At 70.0% G+C, this 18103-nt stretch carries 15 protein-coding genes; 10 read left to right on the top strand and 5 right to left on the bottom strand.

Annotated elements, in window-relative coordinates; all coding sequences use genetic code 11:
* Positions 1-18 precede the first annotated feature (18 nt).
* The 3 genes from HH310_RS30185 to gsmA form a co-directional block, all read right to left on the bottom strand.
* On the bottom strand, positions 19-810 hold the full coding sequence (locus tag HH310_RS30185; protein WP_248294576.1) for an aldo/keto reductase: 792 nt from the start codon (positions 808-810) through the stop codon (positions 19-21).
* 54 nt (positions 811-864) lie between these two features.
* On the bottom strand, positions 865-1890 hold the full coding sequence (locus HH310_RS30180; RefSeq protein ID WP_169179091.1) for a CHASE domain-containing protein: 1026 nt from the start codon (positions 1888-1890) through the stop codon (positions 865-867).
* Positions 1891-1953: 63 nt separating this feature from the next.
* Positions 1954-2883, bottom strand: a complete 930-nt coding sequence (gene gsmA, locus HH310_RS30175) for a sporangiospore maturation cell wall hydrolase GsmA (RefSeq protein WP_169179090.1) — start codon at positions 2881-2883, stop codon at positions 1954-1956.
* 186 nt (positions 2884-3069) lie between these two features.
* Here gsmA and HH310_RS30170 point away from each other — a divergent pair, with 186 nt between their 5' ends.
* The 4 genes from HH310_RS30170 to HH310_RS30155 all read left to right on the top strand — a co-directional run bounded on the left by HH310_RS30170 (position 3070) and on the right by HH310_RS30155 (position 5863).
* A complete protein-coding gene (locus tag HH310_RS30170) occupies positions 3070-3978 on the top strand; it encodes a phosphatase PAP2 family protein (protein WP_169179089.1) in 909 nt (302 codons plus the stop codon).
* Complete coding sequence (locus HH310_RS30165) at positions 3975-4541, top strand: general stress protein (protein WP_169179088.1); 567 nt, start codon at positions 3975-3977, stop codon at positions 4539-4541. Before HH310_RS30170 ends, HH310_RS30165 begins: the two co-directional genes overlap by 4 nt.
* A gap of 87 nt (positions 4542-4628) precedes the next feature.
* Positions 4629-5399: a polyphosphate--glucose phosphotransferase gene (gene ppgK, locus HH310_RS30160; RefSeq protein ID WP_248294575.1), complete on the top strand. Its 771-nt coding sequence runs from the start codon at positions 4629-4631 to the stop codon at positions 5397-5399.
* Positions 5399-5863, top strand: a complete 465-nt coding sequence (locus tag HH310_RS30155; protein WP_169179087.1) for a PPOX class F420-dependent oxidoreductase — start codon at positions 5399-5401, stop codon at positions 5861-5863. The genes ppgK and HH310_RS30155 overlap by 1 nt, the downstream gene beginning before the upstream one ends.
* Positions 5864-5903: 40 nt before the next feature.
* Here the strand turns inward: HH310_RS30155 and HH310_RS30150 are convergent, their stop codons facing one another.
* Entirely contained in the window at positions 5904-6461 is a 558-nt protein-coding gene (locus tag HH310_RS30150; RefSeq protein ID WP_169179086.1) for a hypothetical protein, read from the bottom strand.
* 95 nt (positions 6462-6556) lie between these two features.
* On the opposite strand from HH310_RS30150, the gene HH310_RS30145 reads away from it, so the two are divergent.
* The 5 genes from HH310_RS30145 to glgB all read left to right on the top strand — a co-directional run bounded on the left by HH310_RS30145 (position 6557) and on the right by glgB (position 14897).
* Entirely contained in the window at positions 6557-7327 is a 771-nt protein-coding gene (locus HH310_RS30145; RefSeq protein WP_169179085.1) for a spermidine synthase, read from the top strand.
* A 129-nt stretch (positions 7328-7456) separates the two neighbouring features.
* A complete protein-coding gene (locus HH310_RS30140) occupies positions 7457-9424 on the top strand; it encodes an alpha-1,4-glucan--maltose-1-phosphate maltosyltransferase (RefSeq protein WP_169179084.1) in 1968 nt (655 codons plus the stop codon).
* Between the two features lie 35 nt (positions 9425-9459).
* On the top strand, positions 9460-11241 hold the full coding sequence (gene treS, locus HH310_RS30135; RefSeq protein ID WP_169179083.1) for a maltose alpha-D-glucosyltransferase: 1782 nt from the start codon (positions 9460-9462) through the stop codon (positions 11239-11241).
* Positions 11238-12548: a maltokinase N-terminal cap-like domain-containing protein gene (locus tag HH310_RS30130; RefSeq protein ID WP_169179082.1), complete on the top strand. Its 1311-nt coding sequence runs from the start codon at positions 11238-11240 to the stop codon at positions 12546-12548. The genes treS and HH310_RS30130 overlap by 4 nt, the downstream gene beginning before the upstream one ends.
* 183 nt (positions 12549-12731) lie before the next feature.
* Positions 12732-14897, top strand: a complete 2166-nt coding sequence (gene glgB / locus HH310_RS30125) for a 1,4-alpha-glucan branching protein GlgB (protein WP_169179181.1) — start codon at positions 12732-12734, stop codon at positions 14895-14897.
* On the opposite strand, the gene HH310_RS30120 is transcribed toward glgB, so the two are convergent.
* Positions 14813-15418: a DUF4240 domain-containing protein gene (locus tag HH310_RS30120; protein WP_169179081.1), complete on the bottom strand. Its 606-nt coding sequence runs from the start codon at positions 15416-15418 to the stop codon at positions 14813-14815. The two genes, glgB and HH310_RS30120, sit on opposite strands and share 85 nt — an antisense overlap.
* Positions 15419-15568: 150 nt before the next feature.
* Here HH310_RS30120 and HH310_RS30115 point away from each other — a divergent pair, with 150 nt between their 5' ends.
* On the top strand, positions 15569-16696 hold the full coding sequence (locus tag HH310_RS30115) for a tyrosine-protein phosphatase (protein WP_169179080.1): 1128 nt from the start codon (positions 15569-15571) through the stop codon (positions 16694-16696).
* Positions 16697-18103: the final 1407 nt, after the last annotated feature.

Genomic DNA, 18103 nt, shown 5'->3' with positions numbered 1-18103 from the left:
TGATTATCGCCGCGCGCGTTACCCCCGGCCGAGCCCGTCGATCGCGCTCATCTCCTCGTCGGTGAGCACGAAACCGTCGATGTCGGCGTTGCGGGCGATCCGCTCCGGCGTCTTCGACTTCGGGATCACCACGATCTCGTGCTGCACGTGCCAGCGCAGCACCACCCGGGCGGTGTCGACGCCGTGCTGCGCGGCGATCCGGGTGAGCACCGGGTCGTGCAGGTTGGTGGTCTTGAACGGCGAATATCCCTCGACGACGACGCCGCGCTCGCGGTGCGCCTCGACCAGCCGCCGGTCCCATAACTCGGGGCCGAAGCGGAACTGGTTGACGGCCGGCCGCTCACCGGTCGCGTCGATCAGCTCGTCGATCTCGCGGATGCTGTAGTTGCTGACGCCGACCGCGCGCGCCAGGCCGGCCTCGCGGGCGTTGACGAGATCGCGCCAGAACGCCACCGAACCGCCGCGCGACGGCGGCCAGTGGATCAGCCAGAGGTCGACCGCGTCCACGCCGAGCGCGCGCAGGCTGCCGTCGAGGGTGGCGCGGGCCCGGCGGGCGTGCTCGGCCGGCACCTTCGTGGTGATGAAGACTTCGTCGCGCGGCACGCCGGAGTCCTTCAGCGCGCGCCCGACCTGTTCCTCGTTGCCGTACGCGTTCGCCGTGTCCAGATGCCGGTACCCGGCTTCGAGGGCATCCCGCACCGACCGGTACGCGGTGTCGCCACGGATCTGCCAGGTGCCGAACCCGAGTAACGGCATCTCGACCGGGGTGCCGTCGACGGCTTTCGGCAGCGAGAGGGCTGGGATGGTCATGGGGGTCTTCCTTCCCGGATGTTGACGGGACAACAGTTCCCATCCTGCCTCGCGTCAATCGGCGACCGCACGGCTGGGATCGCGAACCCGGTCGTCCGGGGGCGCGTGCCGGGTCAGCTCCTCCAGTTCCGCCCGCTCGCTGAGCAGGGCGGCCTGGCGGCGGACCGTGCGCACCGCGCGCCGGCGCGCGGTGGCCAGCGCATGCACGAGCCCGGCCACGGTCAGCGTCAGCACGCAGCCGCCGATCAGCACGGTCAGCGGCAGCCCGGTGCGCCCGCCGCTCGCGGCGCGGGTGATCAGGGTCCACTGCCGGTCGGCGACCTCGACGGTGCCGCGCCGTTCCAGGCCGGGCCGGCCGGGCAGCGGGCGTCCGGTGGGCAGCAGCTCGGCGTTCAGCCCGGCCGCGGCCGGCAGCCCGCTCAGGAAGTCCGGGCCGCGCAGGCCGGCCACGAGCCACCCCCGGAACTCGGGCCGGCTCGCGCGGGTCCAGAGCGGGGCCGCGAACACGAACGAAAACCCCTGGCCGTCCCCGTACGCGTCGGAGACGCTCGGCTGGCCGGACGAACGTGACCCTTCGAGGGCCTCGGCCGCCTCCGGGGATGCGCCTGCGTCCAGCCCGTCCGGCGACGCGCTTGTGCCGCCGAGCGGCCGGGTGAAGATCGAGAAGTAGTGCTCGCCGCGCGCCGGCGCCGGCTGGAGCACGAGTCCGGTCGCGCCGCGCTCGCGCCAGCGCCGCTGCACGGCCGCGATGTCCGCGGTGCGGGCCGGCACCACGTAGGCGACGCTGGTCGCCCCGCTCAGCCCGGCCGCGGCCAGCGGCGCCGTCGCGGCGTCGAAGTCGTCCCAGCTCAGCCGGTCGTCGAGGGCGAGGCCGGCGGCGGTCGCCTCGAGCAGCGCGCGGTAGCGGCCGGCCTCGGTGCGCACCGCCGCCAGGGCCGCCGCGGTGCGCTGGTCCATCACCGTCTCGGCGGTCTCCCGCTGATCGGCGCGGATCGCCATGCTGGTGAGGGCGGTGCCGGCCAGACCCGCGACGACCACGGCGAGGGCGAGTGCCTGTCTACCGCGTTCCGCTATTTCCACCTAAAAGAGCGTAAAACGCGAAACACCCCCACCGGCCGGGTTCGGCCGACGGGGGTGCCCCGGTCACTTCCAGGTGTCGTACTTGTACAGGTTGTAGGTGGTCATCAGCCCGGTGACCTTCGTGTAGTAGTTCGGGTCGGTCGCGTAGCCCGCCTTCCACACCTGCCAGATGAACTTGTTGGCGTCCTTGGTGTAGGCGAACGCGGGCTTGTACCGGCTGTTGACCCGCAGGAACGAGCCGTGGTCGCGGAACGAGTGCGCCATCGAGGCGTACGTGCGGAAGGCTCCGGTGGTGGTGAAGCAGGTGCCGGCCTTGGTGCACTCCTGCGTGGTGTAGACGTGGCAGCCGTTGGCGATCTTCCCGTACGCGCCGTTCTGGCACTTGATCCCGAAGTAGTTCTTGTCGGCGGTGGACAGGCCGCTGCGGCCCCAGCCCGACTCGAGGATGGCCTGCGCCATGGTGACCGACGCCGGGACACCGAACTCGCGCCAGCCCTGCTGCGCGCCCGGCGCGGCGGCGGCCAGGAACTGCGCGGTCGTCAGCGGCACGGCAGGCGTCAGCGACGCGCCCGGGCACAGGTGCAGGGTCGGCGTCACCACGTACGCGTGCGAGATGTACGTGCCGTCGGACAGCCGGTTCCACTGGGTGGTCGACCGGACCGTCCCGCTGACCTGGCTGCCGACCACGCCGCAGACGCCGTTGACCTTGGCGCCGGTGAGCACGCTGCGCTTGACCGGCGCCGAGGTCGACGGCGCCGTCCGGATGTTGACCTTGCCGTCGGCGCTGCGCACGGTGCCGACCTTGTAGACGGGTGCCTTCGCGGCGGGCTTCGCCTTCGCGGGCTTGGCCTTGACGGCCTGCGCCTTCGCCGTGCCGGACACCCCGGCGGCGTGGGCGGCGGCGGGCATCGCGAGCGCCGACGCGACGGCGAACGCCAGCATCGGGCCCGCGAGCAGGCGTCGGGTGGTCTTGCCCAGGCTGGGCTGGCTCATGCGAACGTTCCCCCTCGTTCCGGTGCCTTGCGGCTGTTCCGGTCGAAGGTCGCGAGGGCGCGTTGCGAGCCGAGAGCGCTGCCGGGTGCAGCTAGGTTGTTGTGCTTGAAAGTGGGCGCGTCTGGGCACAAGGGCTACCGCTTGTGTCTCCCCGTCCCGTTGTTTGCCGTTTGGAGGACATCGCCGATGACGGTCCTGGCGTCCCACGAGCAGGCGCCCCCCGCCGCCGCCACGTCACGTCCCGGGTTACTCGCGCCGCTGGTGACCCTGGTTCTCGCGGCAGCGGCCACCTTCGCCACCTACCAGGTCTTCATCCGCACCACGCTCGGCCAGTCGGTGGACACCCGGGCCATGCGCGGCGCCGAGGTGCACCATCCCAAGGTCATCGAGGTGCTGAACCGCACGCTCAACGGCACCACGCTGGTCAGCCTGGTGCTGGTCTGCCTGGTCGCGGCCGCGATCGGCGTGCTGCGCAAGCGGATCGACCTGGCGGTCGGAGCGGCCCTGCTCGTGCTCGGGTCGAACGGCAGCGTCCAGCTGCTCAAGACCCACCTGATCCGGCCGCACCTCGATCAGTTCCCGGCGCCGAACTCGTTCCCGTCCGGCCACACCGCGGCCGCCGCCTCCGTCGCGTTCGCGCTGGTCATGGTGCTTCCACAGGCGATTCGCGGCACCGTCGCGCTGATCGGCGCCGGCTACGTCGCGGTGATCGCGATCGCCACGGTCTGGGCCGCCTGGCACCGGCCCAGCGACACCGTGGCCGCCCTGCTCATTGTGCTGACCTGGGGTTCTTTGGCAACATTCGGTATTCGGGCCGGTCGCTACCGGTCACTAGCCGCGTCGCGCCGACCGGGCCGGCTAGCCACCCTGCCATTGATCGCGATCGGGGCGGTGACCGCGGTGACGGGCTTGCTGGGCCTGGCCGCCGTGGCCCTGTCCGAACGCGTGACGCCAGACCTCGTGTCCGGCCGTTTCGCGTTCCTCGCCGGTGCGGCGTGCATCACCGCCGCCGTCGCCGGCACCTTTCTCCTCTGGATGCGGCTCGCTTCGGCGGAAGTCGCGCCCGGCACCACCCCTCAGGGAGGCACCACGTGACGACTCCATCCAACAACCCGTTGACCAGCCCCTCCGCCGGCAACACCATCCCGCCCGGCCCGGCCGGGGTGCCCAGCCTGCCCCAGCAGAACCTCGCCTCGCCGAACGTCCCGGTCACCGTGGTCGGCACCTACCCCGACTACGCGATGGCGCAGCAGGCGGTCGACACGCTGTCCGACGCGAAGTTCCCGGTCGAGCGCACCGCGATCATCGGCACCGACCTGCGCCTGGTGGAGAACGTGCTGGGCCGCCTCACGGTGGGCCGGGCCGCGCTCGCCGGCGCGGCCAGCGGCGCCTGGTTCGGTCTGTTCATCGGCCTGCTGTTCGGGCTGTTCTCCAGCTCGAACTGGTTCGCCGTGATCATCGCGGGCCTGCTCATCGGCGCCGCCTGGGGTGCGATCTTCGGCGCGATCGCGCACGCCGCGACCGGCGGCCGGCGCGACTTCGCCTCCCGCAGCTCGATCCAGGCCGGCACCTACTCGGTGACCACCGACGCGGAACTGGTGGATCAGGCCCGCTCGCTGCTGACCCAGCTGAACTGGCGGGCGTCCGGCGCGCAGTGACAAAACTGTGACGTGACGTAGGGATGACCTGCGGTGCGATTCGATGTCGCACGTCCGTGGTAAACACCGGGAAACAAAATTGGAACCATGGACGGGACAAAAGGGATGGCCATACTCGGCATCGACATCGGCGGCTCCGGGGTGAAGGGGGCACCGGTCGACACCACGAAGGGCGAGCTCCTGCAGGAGCGCGTCCGGGTCCCCACGCCGCAGCCCTCGGACGTGAGCAGCGTCGTCGAGGCGGTGGCCGGGGTGGCGGCGCAGTTCGACGGGTACGACCGGGTCGGCATCACGTTCCCGGGCGTCTGCGTCGACGGGGTCACCCGTACCGCCGCGAACGTGGACAAATCGTGGATCGACGCGCCGGCCGCCAAGGTGTTCGGCGACCGGCTGGGCAAGCCGGTCACGGTCCTCAACGACGCCGACGCGGCCGGGGTGGCCGAGGTCGCGTTCGGCGCCGGCCGCGACCAGCACGGCCTGGTCGTGATGCTGACCTTCGGCACCGGCATCGGCAGCGCGCTGTTCCTGGACGGCAAGCTGATCCCGAACACCGAGTTCGGGCACCTGGAGCTCGACGGCAAGGACGCCGAGGTGCGTGCCTCCGACCGGGCCCGGGAGGAGGGCGACCTCAGCTGGGAGAAGTGGGCGTCGCACGTGCAGAAGTATCTGCGGCACGTGGAGGCGCTGCTCTCGCCGCGGCTGTTCATCGTCGGCGGCGGGGTCAGCCGCAAGTCCGACCGGTTCTTCCCGCTGATCGACATCCGGACGCCGATGGTTCCCGCGACGCTGCTGAACAACGCGGGCATCATCGGCGCCGCGGTCAGCGCCGCCGACCCGTCGAAGGCGGGCGTGGTCTGATGCCGCGCACGATCGCGACGAACACGCAGGTCACCCGCGACGAGTTACTCGAGTTCATCCGGATCCGGCATCACGGGATCCTGATGACCACGCGCCGCGACGGCCGGCCGCAGGCGTCGCCGAACACCATCGGCGTCGACACGCAGGGCCGCATCGTCGTGTCGACGTACCCGGAGCGGGCCAAGGCGATGAACGTGCGCCGCAACGGGCAGGTCTCGGTGTGCGTGCTGTCGGACGACTTCGGCGGCCCGTGGGTGCAGGTCGACGGCACGGCCGAGGTGCTCGACCTGCCCGACGCGCTGGAGCCGCTGGTGGAGTATTTCCGCTGCATCTCCGGCGAGCACCCGGACTGGGACGAGTACCGCCAGGCCATGGCCGACCAGGGCAAATCGCTCATCCGGGTCACGATCGACCGGTGGGGCCCGATCGCGACCGGCGGCTTCCCGGCCCGCCTGGCGGACTGAGGACTTCCGGGCGGCCGGCGCACACCGGCCGCCCGTGTCGTCACGCCGCGAGATGCTCCTCAGCACCGAGCAGGTAGACCAGGGTGTCGCGGTGCAGCTCGGCGACCGGCTCGAGCAGATCCGGGTGGCGCAGCAGTACGGCGGCGTCCAGGTCGCGCTGGTCCGGGTCGAGCAGCTTGCCGAACTCGCTGGTCAGCCCGCCGCGCGGGTACGGGCGGGGCCGGTCGGCCGGGATCGCGGCGGCGACCGCGTCGGCGCCGAGGCGGGCCAGCACCGGGTCGGCCAGCAGGCACGCCGCCCAGCTCACCACGACCTCGTCGACCCAGGTCCGCCAGCCCTCCTCCTCGGCGTTCTCGTCGTCCGGCTCGCTGCCGGCCCGCCAGTCCAGCACCGCCGAGCCGCCCGGGCCGGCGATCGCGACCAGCGCGGCGTCCACCGGGGTCGGGTAGCGCAGCCACGCGGCGACCGTCACGGCCTGCCGGGCCTGCATCTCCGCCAGGGTGTGCGCGATCGAGTCCGACGCCCCCGACGGGTAGGCACGCGACAGCCAGTGCGTGCTCGCCGCGATCACCGGCGACAGCTCGACAGACGGACTCACGTGGTGCTCCTCGCCTCGTGCGCGGTGCCGTTCGCCGACCCGCGTCGGGGTAACACCTCGGTTCCGGCGAGCGGGTAGTTGAGTAGGGTCACCGGATGGCACCGCAGGGCAACCGACGCGCACCCGTGCACGTGGCGGTCCGGTACGGGACCGCCGAGCTACGACCCGACCCGGACCGGCCGCAGGGCTGGACGCTGCTGGTGGACGGGGTCCCGCAGTCGTACGTGGATCTTTCCGACCCCGGGCACCTGGAATTCCCGTACGCGAAACTGCTGGGTCGCGTGGTGCGGATGAAAACCGCGCGGCACGTGCTGCACTTGGGCGGCGGTGCCCTGATGATTCCCCGGATGCTGGCGCACCTGCGCCCGCGGACCGAGCAACTGGTGATCGAGCGGGATCCGGAACTGCTCGGCCTGGTACGGATGTATCTGCCTTATCCGGACTCGATCGAGGTGCGGCTCGCCGACGCGCGCGCGGCCCTCGATCAAGCGGCTCCACAGGCGTACGACCTGATCGTCGCGGACGCCTTTCAGGGCGCGGCCATGCCGGCGACGGTCGGTACCAGCGAGTTCGCCGCCGCGGCCCGCCGCGCGCTGCGACCGGACGGCCTGCTCGCGATGAATCTGACCGACATCCCGCCGCTGGCGCAGACCCGGATCCAGGCCGCGACCGCGCGGTCCGTCTTCGACGAGGTGGCCCTGTTCGGCGAGTCCGCGATTCTGCGCGGCCGCCGGGCCGGAAACATCATTTTGCTCGCCGGTCACATTCCGGTGATGCGAAGCGGGAAAGATGAACGCGTCGTCGGCGGGACCGATTTAGCGGAATTCATCGGGGGTGCGAAGGCGCGCCTCGATGAGCCGGGCTGAGTCTGCTCCGGTAGGTTGAGCGCAGCGGCACGCCCGTCGTTTGCGGTGCCTCCACAGCGGAGAAGTATGCCCTGACGGCGGTGTGGTTTCGCCGAACTCGCCCGCGCCCTTCTGACTACGGTGGAGATCATGACCGGTCGTTTCCCCATCGAAGACGTGACGCCCTCGGTGTCCTGCGGCCGGTACCCGGCCAAGGCGGTCGTCGGAGAACTCGTTCCGGTTTCCGCGGTGTCCTATCGCGAAGGTCACCACACCCTCGGTGTGAATGTGGTATGGCAGGGGCCCGAGGGCGTTGCCGAGCCGTTCACCCGCATGGAGCCCGGCGAACCCGGGCTGGACACGTGGCACGGCGTGATCCGGCCGGACCGGGTGGGCCGCTGGACGTTCACCATCGAGGCGTTCGAGGACCCGTACCGCACCTGGCGTGACGCCGTGGTGAAGAAGATCGGCGCCGGTCAGGGCCTCGAGGACCTGCACAACGACCTGGCCGAGGGCGCCGACGTGCTCGACCTCGCCACCAAGATCGTGCCGAACGAGCACGAGGAACGCGTCCGGGACGCGGCGGCCGCGCTGCGCGACGACAACCGGTCGCTGTTCGCCCGTGTCTCCCCCGCGCTCGACCTGGAGGACCTGCTCTGGCAGAACCCGGTCCGCCAGCTCGTGACCACCACCCGGTCGTTCGCGATCTGGGTCGACCGCAAGCGCGCGCTCTACTCGGCGTGGTACGAGTTCTTCCCCCGCTCCGAGGGCGCCGAGGTGGGCCCGGACGCGATCCCGATCAAGCACGGCACCTTCGCGACCGCGGCCGAGCGCATCCCGGCCGTCGCGGCGATGGGCTTCGACGTGCTCTACCTCCCGCCGATCCACCCGATCGGCAAGGTCAACCGCAAGGGCCGCAACAACACCCTGGTGGCCCGCCCGCAGGACGTCGGCTCGCCGTGGGCCATCGGCTCGGACGAGGGCGGCCACGACGCGATCCACCCGCAACTGGGCACGCTCGAGGACTTCCGCGCGTTCATCCGTACGGCCGAATCGAACGGCCTCGAGGTGGCGATGGACCTGGCGCTGCAGACGGCGCCGGACCACCCGTGGGTCAAAGAGCATCCGGAGTGGTTCACCACGCGCGCCGACGGGACCATCGCGTACGCCGAGAACCCGCCCAAGAAATACCAGGACATCTACCCGCTGAACTGGGACAACGACTACAAGGGCCTGCGCGACGAGGTCTACCGCGTGGTCATGCACTGGGTCGCGCAGGGCGTCAAGATCTTCCGCGTGGACAACCCGCACACCAAGGCGCTGAACTTCTGGCAGTGGCTGATCGCCAAGGTCAAGGAGACCGAGCCGGACGTGCTGTTCCTGGCCGAGGCGTTCACCCGGCCGGCCATGATGAACGGGCTCGGCAAGATCGGCTTCAGCCAGTCGTACACGTACTTCACCTGGCGCACCTCAGCCTGGGAGATGCGCGAGTACATGGAGCAGCTGATCGCCTCGGTGGACTGGATGCGGCCCAACTTCTGGCCGAACACCCCGGACATCCTGCACGAGACGCTGCAGCACGGCGGCCCGCCGATGTTCAAGATCCGGGCGGTGCTGGCGAGCATGCTGTCACCGTCCTGGGGCATGTACTCCGGCTTCGAGTTGTTCGAGCACGTCCCGCGGCCGGGCGCCGAGGAGTACATCGACAACGAGAAGTTCGAGCTCAAGCCCCGCGACTGGGCCGCGGCCGAACGTACGGGCCGCTCGCTCGCGCCGTACATCACCGGGTTGAACCGCACCCGTCACGAGAACCCCGCCCTGCACTGGTTGCGCAACCTGAGCTTCCACGAGATCGACAACGGCGCGCTGCTGTGCTTCTCCAAGCGCGACCCGGACACCGGCAACACCGTGCTGGTGATCTGCTCGTTCGACTCGTCCGGCGTGCAGTGGGGCAACACCGTGCTGGACATGCCCGCGCTGGGCCTGGACTGGCACGAGACCTTCGAGGTCGTCGACCAGATCACCGGCGCCACGTACGAGTGGGGTCAGCACAACGCGGTCCGGATCGACCCGTATGTCGAACCGGCCCACATCTTCGTCGTGCAACCGCGAAAGTGATTCAAGTACAGGCTCTTGGGTAGGTGGGGAACCCTATGGACCAGATCAATGACCTTGACCTCGACCCGTCGCTCGAGCACGACCCGGCGGAGGGCAGTCACGTCGAGGACGGGGTGGTCGAGCATCCCACCGCGGACGACTTCGAACACGCCCGGGTGTTGCCGGCCGACCGCACGTGGTTCCAGCGTGCGGTCTTCTACGAGGTCCTGGTCCGGGCGTTCTACGACTCCGGGTCGGACGGCTCCGGCGACCTGCGCGGGCTGATCGAACGCCTGGACTACCTGCAGTGGCTCGGCGTGGACTGCCTGTGGCTGCCGCCGTTCTACGACTCCCCGCTGCGCGACGGCGGCTACGACATCCGCGACTTCTACAAGGTGCTGCCCGAGTTCGGCACGGTGGAGGACTTCGTCGCGCTGCTCGACGCGGCACACAAGCGCGGCATCCGGGTGATCACCGACCTCGTCATGAACCATACGAGTGACCAGCACGCCTGGTTCCAGGAGTCACGCCGTGACCCGGACGGCCCGTACGGCGATTTCTATGTGTGGAGCGACACCAGCGACAAGTACACCGACGCCCGGGTCATCTTCGTGGACACCGAGGAGTCCAACTGGACCTTCGACCCGGTTCGCCGGCAGTTCTTCTGGCACCGGTTCTTCTCCCACCAGCCCGACCTGAACTACGACAACCCGGCCGTGCAGGAGGCGATGCTCGACGTCCTGCGGTTCTGGCTGGACCTGGGCATCGACGGTTTCCGGCTGGACGCGGTGCCCTACCTGTACGAGCGGGAGGGCACCAACGGTGAGAACCTGCCGGAGACGCACGCCTTCCTCAAGCACTGCCGCAAGGTGATCGACGACGAGTTCCCCGGCCGGGTGCTGCTGGCCGAGGCGAACCAGTGGCCGGCCGACGTGGTCGAGTACTTCGGCGACTCCAAGACCGGCGGCGACGAGTGCCACATGGCGTTCCACTTCCCGCTGATGCCGCGGATCTTCATGGCGGTGCGCCGCGAGTCGCGTTTCCCCATCTCCGAGATCATGGCGAACACGCCGGCCATCCCGGAGAACTGCCAGTGGGGCATCTTCCTGCGCAACCACGACGAGCTCACGCTCGAGATGGTGACCGACGAGGAACGCGACTACATGTACGCCGAGTACGCCAAGGACCCGCGGATGAAGGCGAACGTGGGTATCCGGCGCCGGCTCGCCCCGCTGCTGGAGAACGACCGCAACCAGATCGAACTCTTCACGGCGCTGCTGCTGTCGCTGCCCGGATCACCGGTGCTGTACTACGGCGATGAGATCGGCATGGGCGACAACATCTGGCTCGGCGACCGCGACGGCGTGCGCACCCCGATGCAGTGGACGCCGGACCGCAACGCCGGCTTCTCCACGGCCAACCCGGGACGCCTCTACCTGCCGCCCAACCAGGACGCCGTGTACGGATACCAGTCGGTCAACGTGGAGGCCCAGCGCGACAGCCACACCTCGCTGCTGAACTGGACGCGCACGATGCTCGCGGTGCGCCGCCGGCACGAGGCGTTCGCGGTGGGCACCTTCCGGGAGCTCGGCGGGTCGAACCCGTCGGTGCTCGCGTTCCTGCGCGAGGACGGCGACGACGTGGTGCTGTGCATCAACAACCTGTCCCGATTCCCGCAACCCATCGAGTTGAACCTCCAGCACTGGAACGGGTACACCCCGGTGGAACTGACCGGACACGTGAACTTCCCGCGCATCGGCCAGTTGCCGTACCTTTTGACGCTTCCGGGACACGGTTTCTACTGGTTCCAGTTGTGCGGGTCGGAGGAGAAGCAATGACGCTGCCTTTCGCCGAATGGCTACCGCATCAGCGGTGGTACGCCGGTAAGTCGCGCACGCTCGAGTCCGTCAAGCAGGCCTCGTCGACCGCGCTCGACGACGACCTCGACCTGGTGCTCATCGACGTCGAGTACACCGACGGCAGCTCGGAGCGGTACCAGGTGATCGTGGCCTGGGAGTCCGGGCCGATCGCCGAGTACAACACGGTCGCGACCATCGGCGCCGACGACGACCGCACCGGCTACGACGCGCTCTACGACCCGGTCAAGGCCGGCCGGCTGATCGAGATGGTCGCAGCCGGCGGCACCGCCGGGGACGTGGTGTTCGAGCCCGAGCCGGACGCCGAGTTCCGCTTCGGCGCGAGCTCGCGGGTCTTCGACGCGGAACAGAGCAACACCAGCGTCATCTTCGAGCAGGACGCGATCCTCAAGATCTTCCGCCGGGTCACCCCGGGCATCAACCCGGACATCGAGCTCAACCGGGTGCTCGGCCGCCGCGGCAACCCGCACGTGGCCAAGCTGATGGGCTCGTTCGAGACCACCGAGGGCGGTGAGCCGTGCCCGCTGGGCATGGTGACCGCGTACGCCGGGAACTCCGCCGAGGGCTGGGCGATGGCCACCGCCTCGGCCCGCGACCTGTTCGCCGACGCGGAACTGCGCGCCGACGAGGTGGGCGGCGACTTCCAGGGCGAGTCGTACCGGCTGGGCGAGGCGGTCGCGTCGGTGCACGCCGACCTGGCCGACGAGCTGGGCGCGGGCCCGGCGCCGTTCCCGGTCGACGGCATGCTGGCCCGGCTGCGCACCTCGGCCGGCGGGGTGCCGGAGTTGCAGCGGCACGTCCCGGCCATCGAGGAGCAGTACCGCAAGCTCAGCGCCGAGCAGATCATCGTGCAGCGCGTGCACGGCGACCTGCATCTCGGCCAGGTGCTGCGCACTCCCGAGGCGTGGCTGCTGATCGACTTCGAGGGCGAGCCGGGGACGCCGCTGGACCAGCGTCGCCTGCCCGACTCGCCGTTGCGGGACGTGGCCGGGGTGCTGCGCTCGTACGAGTACGCGGCGTACCAGTTGCTGGTCGACGAGGATGCCGACGAGCACCTGGCGGCGCGGGCCCGCGAGTGGGTGGACCGTAACCAGGCGGCCTTCTGCGACGGGTATGCGAAGGCGTCCGGCAGCGACCCGCGTGCGCAGGGGCAGTTGCTCGCGGCGTACGAGCTGGACAAGGCTGTGTACGAGGCCGCGTACGAGGCGCGTCACCGGCCCGGGTGGTTGCGGATTCCGTTGCGCTCGATAGCCCGCCTGGTCGGGTGACGGCGTGACCCTGCCCCGCGCGACCCCGGCCCGCGTGACCCCGCGCCGCGCGTCCCCGGCGCACCCGCCCCGCGCCACCCCGTTCCCCACCCCTAAACCGACATTTCACGATATTTCGCTTTAAAGGAGCCCGCAGTGATCGGCCACCCCGCCACCTCCTCGCTCGCCGCCGACCAGCGCGCCATGAACAGCGTGGTGGCCGGTGACACCCACGACCCGCACGCCATCCTCGGCACCCATCCGAGCGGCGACAGCACCGTCATCCGGACGCTCCGCAAGGGCGCCAAGGCGGTCAGCGTCGTCGTGGACGGCGAACACACCCCCATGATCAAAGTGCACGACGCCGGCCTGTTCGCCGCCGAGTTGCCCGGCACGGTCCTCGACTACCGGCTCGACGTGGACGGCGAGGAGTTCGACGACCCGTACCGCCACCTGCCCACCCTGGGCGAGCTCGACCTGCACCTGATCGGCGAGGGCCGGCACGAGAAGCTGTGGCGCGTGCTCGGCGCCCAGCCGCGCGGCACCGGCGTGGCGTTCGCGGTGTGGGCCCCCAGCGCCCAGGGCGTGCAGGTGGTCGGCGACTTCGTCGGCTGGGGCCCGTACGACGGCTGGCCCATGCGCTCGCTCGGCTCCAGCGGCGTCTGGGAGCTGTACGTGCCCGGCGCCGGTGTCGGCAGCAAGTACAAGTTCAAGATCCTCGGCCGGGACGGGGCGTGGCGCGAGCACGCCGACCCCCTCGCGCGGCACACCGAGGTACCGCCCGCGACCGCGTCGGTGGTCTACGAATCCGCGTACGAGTGGCGCGACGCCGACTGGATGCGCGACCGCACCACCAAGCAGTCGTTCCAAGAGCCGATCAGCGTGTACGAGGTCCACCTCGGCTCGTGGCGCCCCGGCCTGTCCTACGTTGAGCTTGCCGAGCAACTCACGGCGTACGTGCAAGAAATGGGTTTCACGCACGTGGAGCTCATGCCCGTGATGGAGCACCCGTTCGGCGGCTCCTGGGGCTATCAGGTCACCGGATATTTCGCGCCGACCTCGCGGTTCGGCAACCCGGACGAGTTCCGGCACCTGGTGGACGCGCTGCACCAGGCCGGCATCGGCGTGATCCTCGACTGGGTGCCGGCGCACTTCCCGAAGGACGAGTGGGCGCTCGCCCGGTTCGACGGCACTCCGCTGTACGAGCACGGCGACTGGCGGCGCGGCGAACACCCGGACTGGGGCACGTACGTCTTCGACTACGGACGCAAGGAGGTGCGGAACTTCCTGGTCGCCAACGCCCTCTACTGGTGCGAGGAGTTCCACGCGGACGGTCTGCGGGTCGACGCGGTGGCCTCGATGCTGTACCTGGACTACTCGCGCAAGGACGGGGAGTGGACCCCCAACCAGTACGGCGGCCGGGAGAACCTCGACGCGATCAGCTTCCTGCAGGAGATGAACGCGACCGTCTACAAGAACAACCCCGGCGTGATGACGATCGCCGAGGAGTCCACCGCCTGGCCCGGCGTCACCCGGCCCACCCACCTCGGCGGGCTCGGCTTCGGCTTCAAGTGGAACATGGGCTGGATGAACGACACCCTGTCGTACATGGTCAAGGAGCCCATCTACCGCCAGTGGCACCACCACCAAATGACCTTCGCCACCGTGTACGCCTGGAGTGAGAACTACATTTTGCCGATCAGCCACGACGAGGTGGTCCACGGCAAAGGCTCACTGACCGGCAAGATGCCCGGTGACGAGTGGCAGAAGCTGGCGAACACTCGCGCGCTGCTCGGTTTCATGTGGGCGTTCACCGGCAAGCAGCTGCTGTTCATGGGCGGCGAGATGGGCGACATGCAGGAGTGGAGCGAGGAGCGCGGGCTGGACTGGGAGCACCTCTCGGGAGGTCTGCAGACCCTGGTCAAGGACCTGAACGCGGCCTATCGTTCGACTCCCGCGTTGTGGACGCAGGACACGTCACCGAGTGGCTTCCGCTGGATCACCAGTGAGGACTCGCAGCACAACACGTTCTCGTTCCTGCGGTTCGCACCCAACGGGGACGCGCTGGCCTGCATCGTCAACTTCGCCGCCATCCCGTACGAGGATTATCGGATCGGTCTCCCCCGGGCCGGCCGCTGGCACGAGCTGATCAACACGGACTCCACCTTGTACGGCGGGTCCGGGGTGGGCAACCTCGGCGAGGTCGTGGCCGAGGAGATCCCCTGGCATGGGCTCAACGCGTCGGTCGCCCTCCGGGTGCCGCCGCTGGGCGCGGTCTGGCTGCGCTACTCGTCCTCGTCCTCGTCCTCGTCCTCGTCCTCTTCCTCTTCCTCTTCCTCTTCCGCGAACAGTTCGGACAGCCGGGGGTAACGCTTCTCCTGCTCGGCCCGGTCATCCAGATCGAACTCCGGATCGGCCGGGTCGGGCGACAGGCGATACTGGTGGCCGATGCCGTCGAGGACCTCGTCCAGATCGTCGTCGGTCTTTTCCTCGTACGCGTCGTCGGCCACATACTCGAGCTGTTCCCAGTCGGGCCAGTCCTCGTCGTCCCACTCCTCGGCGTCCGCGAGCTCGACCACCAGCGGCACGTCGGCGAGCGTGTCCGGGTTCGCCACCGCCCGCTCGAACGTCTCCCGGCCCAGCCCGACCAGCCAGGACTGGAAGAACCAGAAGTTGTCATCGGACGCGCCGCCGCAGATCAGCGTGGCCGCACCCCACATGTGCCAGGTGTCCGCGCGCTCGTGCAGCCCGTCCAGATGTTTACGAAAGTCGATGATCTCGTCCGGCGACAGCTTGATCAGCCTGTCCACGAGCCACTCGGCGCGTTCGTCCGGGTCGGGCTCTTTCTGCCCGCTACGTTCGATCAAATCCCAGAAGTCGGCAAGATCCACGCCGCACACCTAACCATGCCCCAGCCCGACGCGGGAGAGTCACCCACGTGAATTCTGCCCGCCCGGCAGTCGCGCCGGTTTGTGTGGACGTCACCAGAGTCTCTCCCGCGAGCCCGCCATCGTCCACCCGTGATCTTTACCGTCGCGGTCATGAAAAGTGTTTACCCCGCGGGCCGGCGGCGGCTCTCAGCGGCGCGCGCGCTGATCACGGCGGTGGCCGGCGGCGCGGCGGTTGTCGCCATCGCCACACCGGCGGCGGCTGCGCCGGCCCGCTTGGTGCCCCTCGCGGCGATCCCGTTCACCACGGCCGCCGTCACCGACCCGGCCGGCGGGTCGGTCACGGTCTCCTGGACGGCACCGGCCGTCCGGAGCGTCCGGGTCTATGAGGGCGCGACCCCGGTGCGCACCGACCGATACGTCGGCGGCGGCCACGGCACCGGAAAGCTCACGGTCCGCGTTCCGGCCGGCGCCCACGAGTACTTCCGGCTGGTGCCCGACCGCGGCGCGTCCCTGACCGTCAGCCAGCGCGGCTTCGGCCTGGCAAGCGACCCGAACCTGCGCGACGTGGGCGGTTATCGCACCACCTCCGGGCAGTGGGTCCGTGAGAACGTGCTCTACCGGTCCGGCGCGCTGTCCCTCACCCCCGCCGACCTCAAGGTGGTCAACGGTCTCGGCATCCGCGCGGTGGCCGACCTGCGCACGCCCGGCGAGATCGCCACCACGCCGGACGTGGTCCCCGCCGGTGCCCGCTACCACAACTTCAACATGACGGGCGAGGCGAGCACGGGCTCACCGTCGATCCCCACCGAGGCCGCCGCGGTGCAGCTGCTGGTCGACGGAGAACGCCAGATGGTCCTCTCCGACGCCTCGAAGCAGGCTCTGCACGACCTGTTCACCACGCTGGCCTACAGCCCCGGCGCCGGCCTGTTCAACTGCTCGGCCGGCAAGGACCGCACCGGCTGGTCCACCGCCGTCCTGCTGACCTTGCTCGGCGTGCCGTCCGACGTGGTCATGAAGGACTACCTGCTGAGCAACACCTACTACTTCAACTCACCGGGCGTGCAGCAGACGCTCGCCTCGCTGCCGCCGGCCACCGCGGCGATCTACACCCACCTGCTCGACGTCGAGCCGCAGTACCTGCAGGCGGGCCTGGACCAGGTCAAGGCCACCTACGGCTCGATGACCGGCTACGCGCTGCGCGGCCTGAAGCTGAGCCCGCTCACCCTGGCGCTGCTGAAGGCGAAGCTGCTCACCGGCACCCCCGCCCGCGTCGCCTGACCCTCCTACGAGGAGAGACCGGGAGCCCCGGCGTTCCGCGGGCTCCCGGTGCGATTTCACATGGTGAATGTGGATCTCCGCAGCGACCTGGCGCCCGGCGAAACCGTCGCAGGGGTGTTAGTGCTCGGCAGCGCCGGGCAGATCCTCGACACCGGCCGTGCTCGCCGACTCGCCACCGCAGCGCTACGGCGCGCCTTGCACATCCGCGACCGCGGCTGCGCTTTCCCAGACGTGCGACCGCCCATCCCGCTGGAGCGGCGGGCACCATATGAACACTCGGCCGAGGACCATATGCACAGACGCCCGTCCGGGGGCAAGCCGACGCGATGTGCCGAAGAGGACGTGGCTCAAGACCGCCGGCCTCGGGTCGTCACGCACCGTGGGGCCTTGCAGGGCCGCTGGCGCGCGAATCCGCCGATATCAGTGCGGCGAATTGCTCGGCTAGCCCTGCGTGAAACGCGTGGCGACGGGCGCGTCTAGCTCGAGCGAAAGTCCTGAACTGCCGGGGTGGACCGCACAGCCGTTCCGCTGAAAGGGCGTTCGCCGTCGTCGATCGGAAACGTTGGCGCACGGCGGTCCGCGGTCCTTTCGTCCAATATTCCGGAGCTTTACCCGCTGATACGGACAGGCGAATTGGTGGCGGGGTTTTCCGGGCGGTTTTCGTGTGCCGGTGGCGTGACAGCGGAATACGGGCACGATGTGGTGGGCGGGTGTGAGTCGTCGCAAAGCTGGTGGTCTGATTGCCGCGCCCGCCGGCGGCGTCGCTGTGGGTCGCCTCCCGTGCTGGTGGGCGCGACGTGCTGGTGCAAGCATGCGGGCGGCGGGGGCCGCGCTCTCGTCTGGCGGCCGCATGCCCGCCGCGGACGGGGGCGGCCCACTGTGCGGGTCGCCACGCTGCGCGGACGCGACCCGGCTCTCGCGCGGACGCGACCCGGCTCTCGCGCGACGCGACCCTCGCGCGACGCGACCCTCGCGCGACGCGACCCGACTCTCGCGCGACGCGGCTGCGTCGCGGAGCACGGCCGGGCTGGGTGGGGCGACTGAATTGCGGGGTGCGGCCGGATTACGAGGTGCGGCGCGGTCCACCAGCCCGGTGAGTTCGCGGTGCCGGCCGGTGTCGCGGCGGGCGACGTTATCGGGGTGACCCGCCGGCGCCGCTCGTCCATCCGGGCCGGCAGGCCGGGCACGATGCGGCGTGGCTTCCGGGGCCGGGGAGCCTGCCGGCACGGCACTGCTTGCTCTATCCGGCTGGTTGGCTGCCGCTGGCGCCGGGCGATGGGTCAGGGTTGCCTCGGCGGGCCAGATCAACGGCGGGACCGCCTCGGCCAGGTCATGCAGGCCGATGATCGCGCATTCGTCGGAACAGCCATGCGCCCGGCACAGCTTACGCGCGTGCCGGCGCGCCAA

It is taken from the genome of Actinoplanes sp. TBRC 11911 (assembly GCF_012933445.1).
Classification (GTDB): Bacteria; Actinomycetota; Actinomycetes; order Mycobacteriales; family Micromonosporaceae; genus Actinoplanes.
This window is presented reverse-complemented; position numbering and strand designations above follow the sequence as displayed.

Bases quoted from the DNA above. Each gene is read 5' to 3' on its own strand.
- HH310_RS30115 (WP_169179080.1), top strand. From the start codon at position 15,569: ATGAAAAGTGTTTACCCCGCGGGCCGGCGGCGGCTCTCAGCGGCGCGC.
- treS (WP_169179083.1), top strand. From the start codon at position 9,460: ATGGACCAGATCAATGACCTTGACCTCGACCCGTCGCTCGAGCACGAC.
- HH310_RS30140 (WP_169179084.1), top strand. From the start codon at position 7,457: ATGACCGGTCGTTTCCCCATCGAAGACGTGACGCCCTCGGTGTCCTGC.
- HH310_RS30130 (WP_169179082.1), top strand. From the start codon at position 11,238: ATGACGCTGCCTTTCGCCGAATGGCTACCGCATCAGCGGTGGTACGCC.
- HH310_RS30145 (WP_169179085.1), top strand. From the start codon at position 6,557: ATGGCACCGCAGGGCAACCGACGCGCACCCGTGCACGTGGCGGTCCGG.
- HH310_RS30185 (WP_248294576.1), bottom strand. From the start codon at position 810: ATGACCATCCCAGCCCTCTCGCTGCCGAAAGCCGTCGACGGCACCCCG.
- ppgK (WP_248294575.1), top strand. From the start codon at position 4,629: ATGGACGGGACAAAAGGGATGGCCATACTCGGCATCGACATCGGCGGC.
- gsmA (WP_169179090.1), bottom strand. From the start codon at position 2,883: ATGAGCCAGCCCAGCCTGGGCAAGACCACCCGACGCCTGCTCGCGGGC.
- glgB (WP_169179181.1), top strand. From the start codon at position 12,732: ATGAACAGCGTGGTGGCCGGTGACACCCACGACCCGCACGCCATCCTC.
- HH310_RS30155 (WP_169179087.1), top strand. From the start codon at position 5,399: ATGCCGCGCACGATCGCGACGAACACGCAGGTCACCCGCGACGAGTTA.
- HH310_RS30170 (WP_169179089.1), top strand. From the start codon at position 3,070: ATGACGGTCCTGGCGTCCCACGAGCAGGCGCCCCCCGCCGCCGCCACG.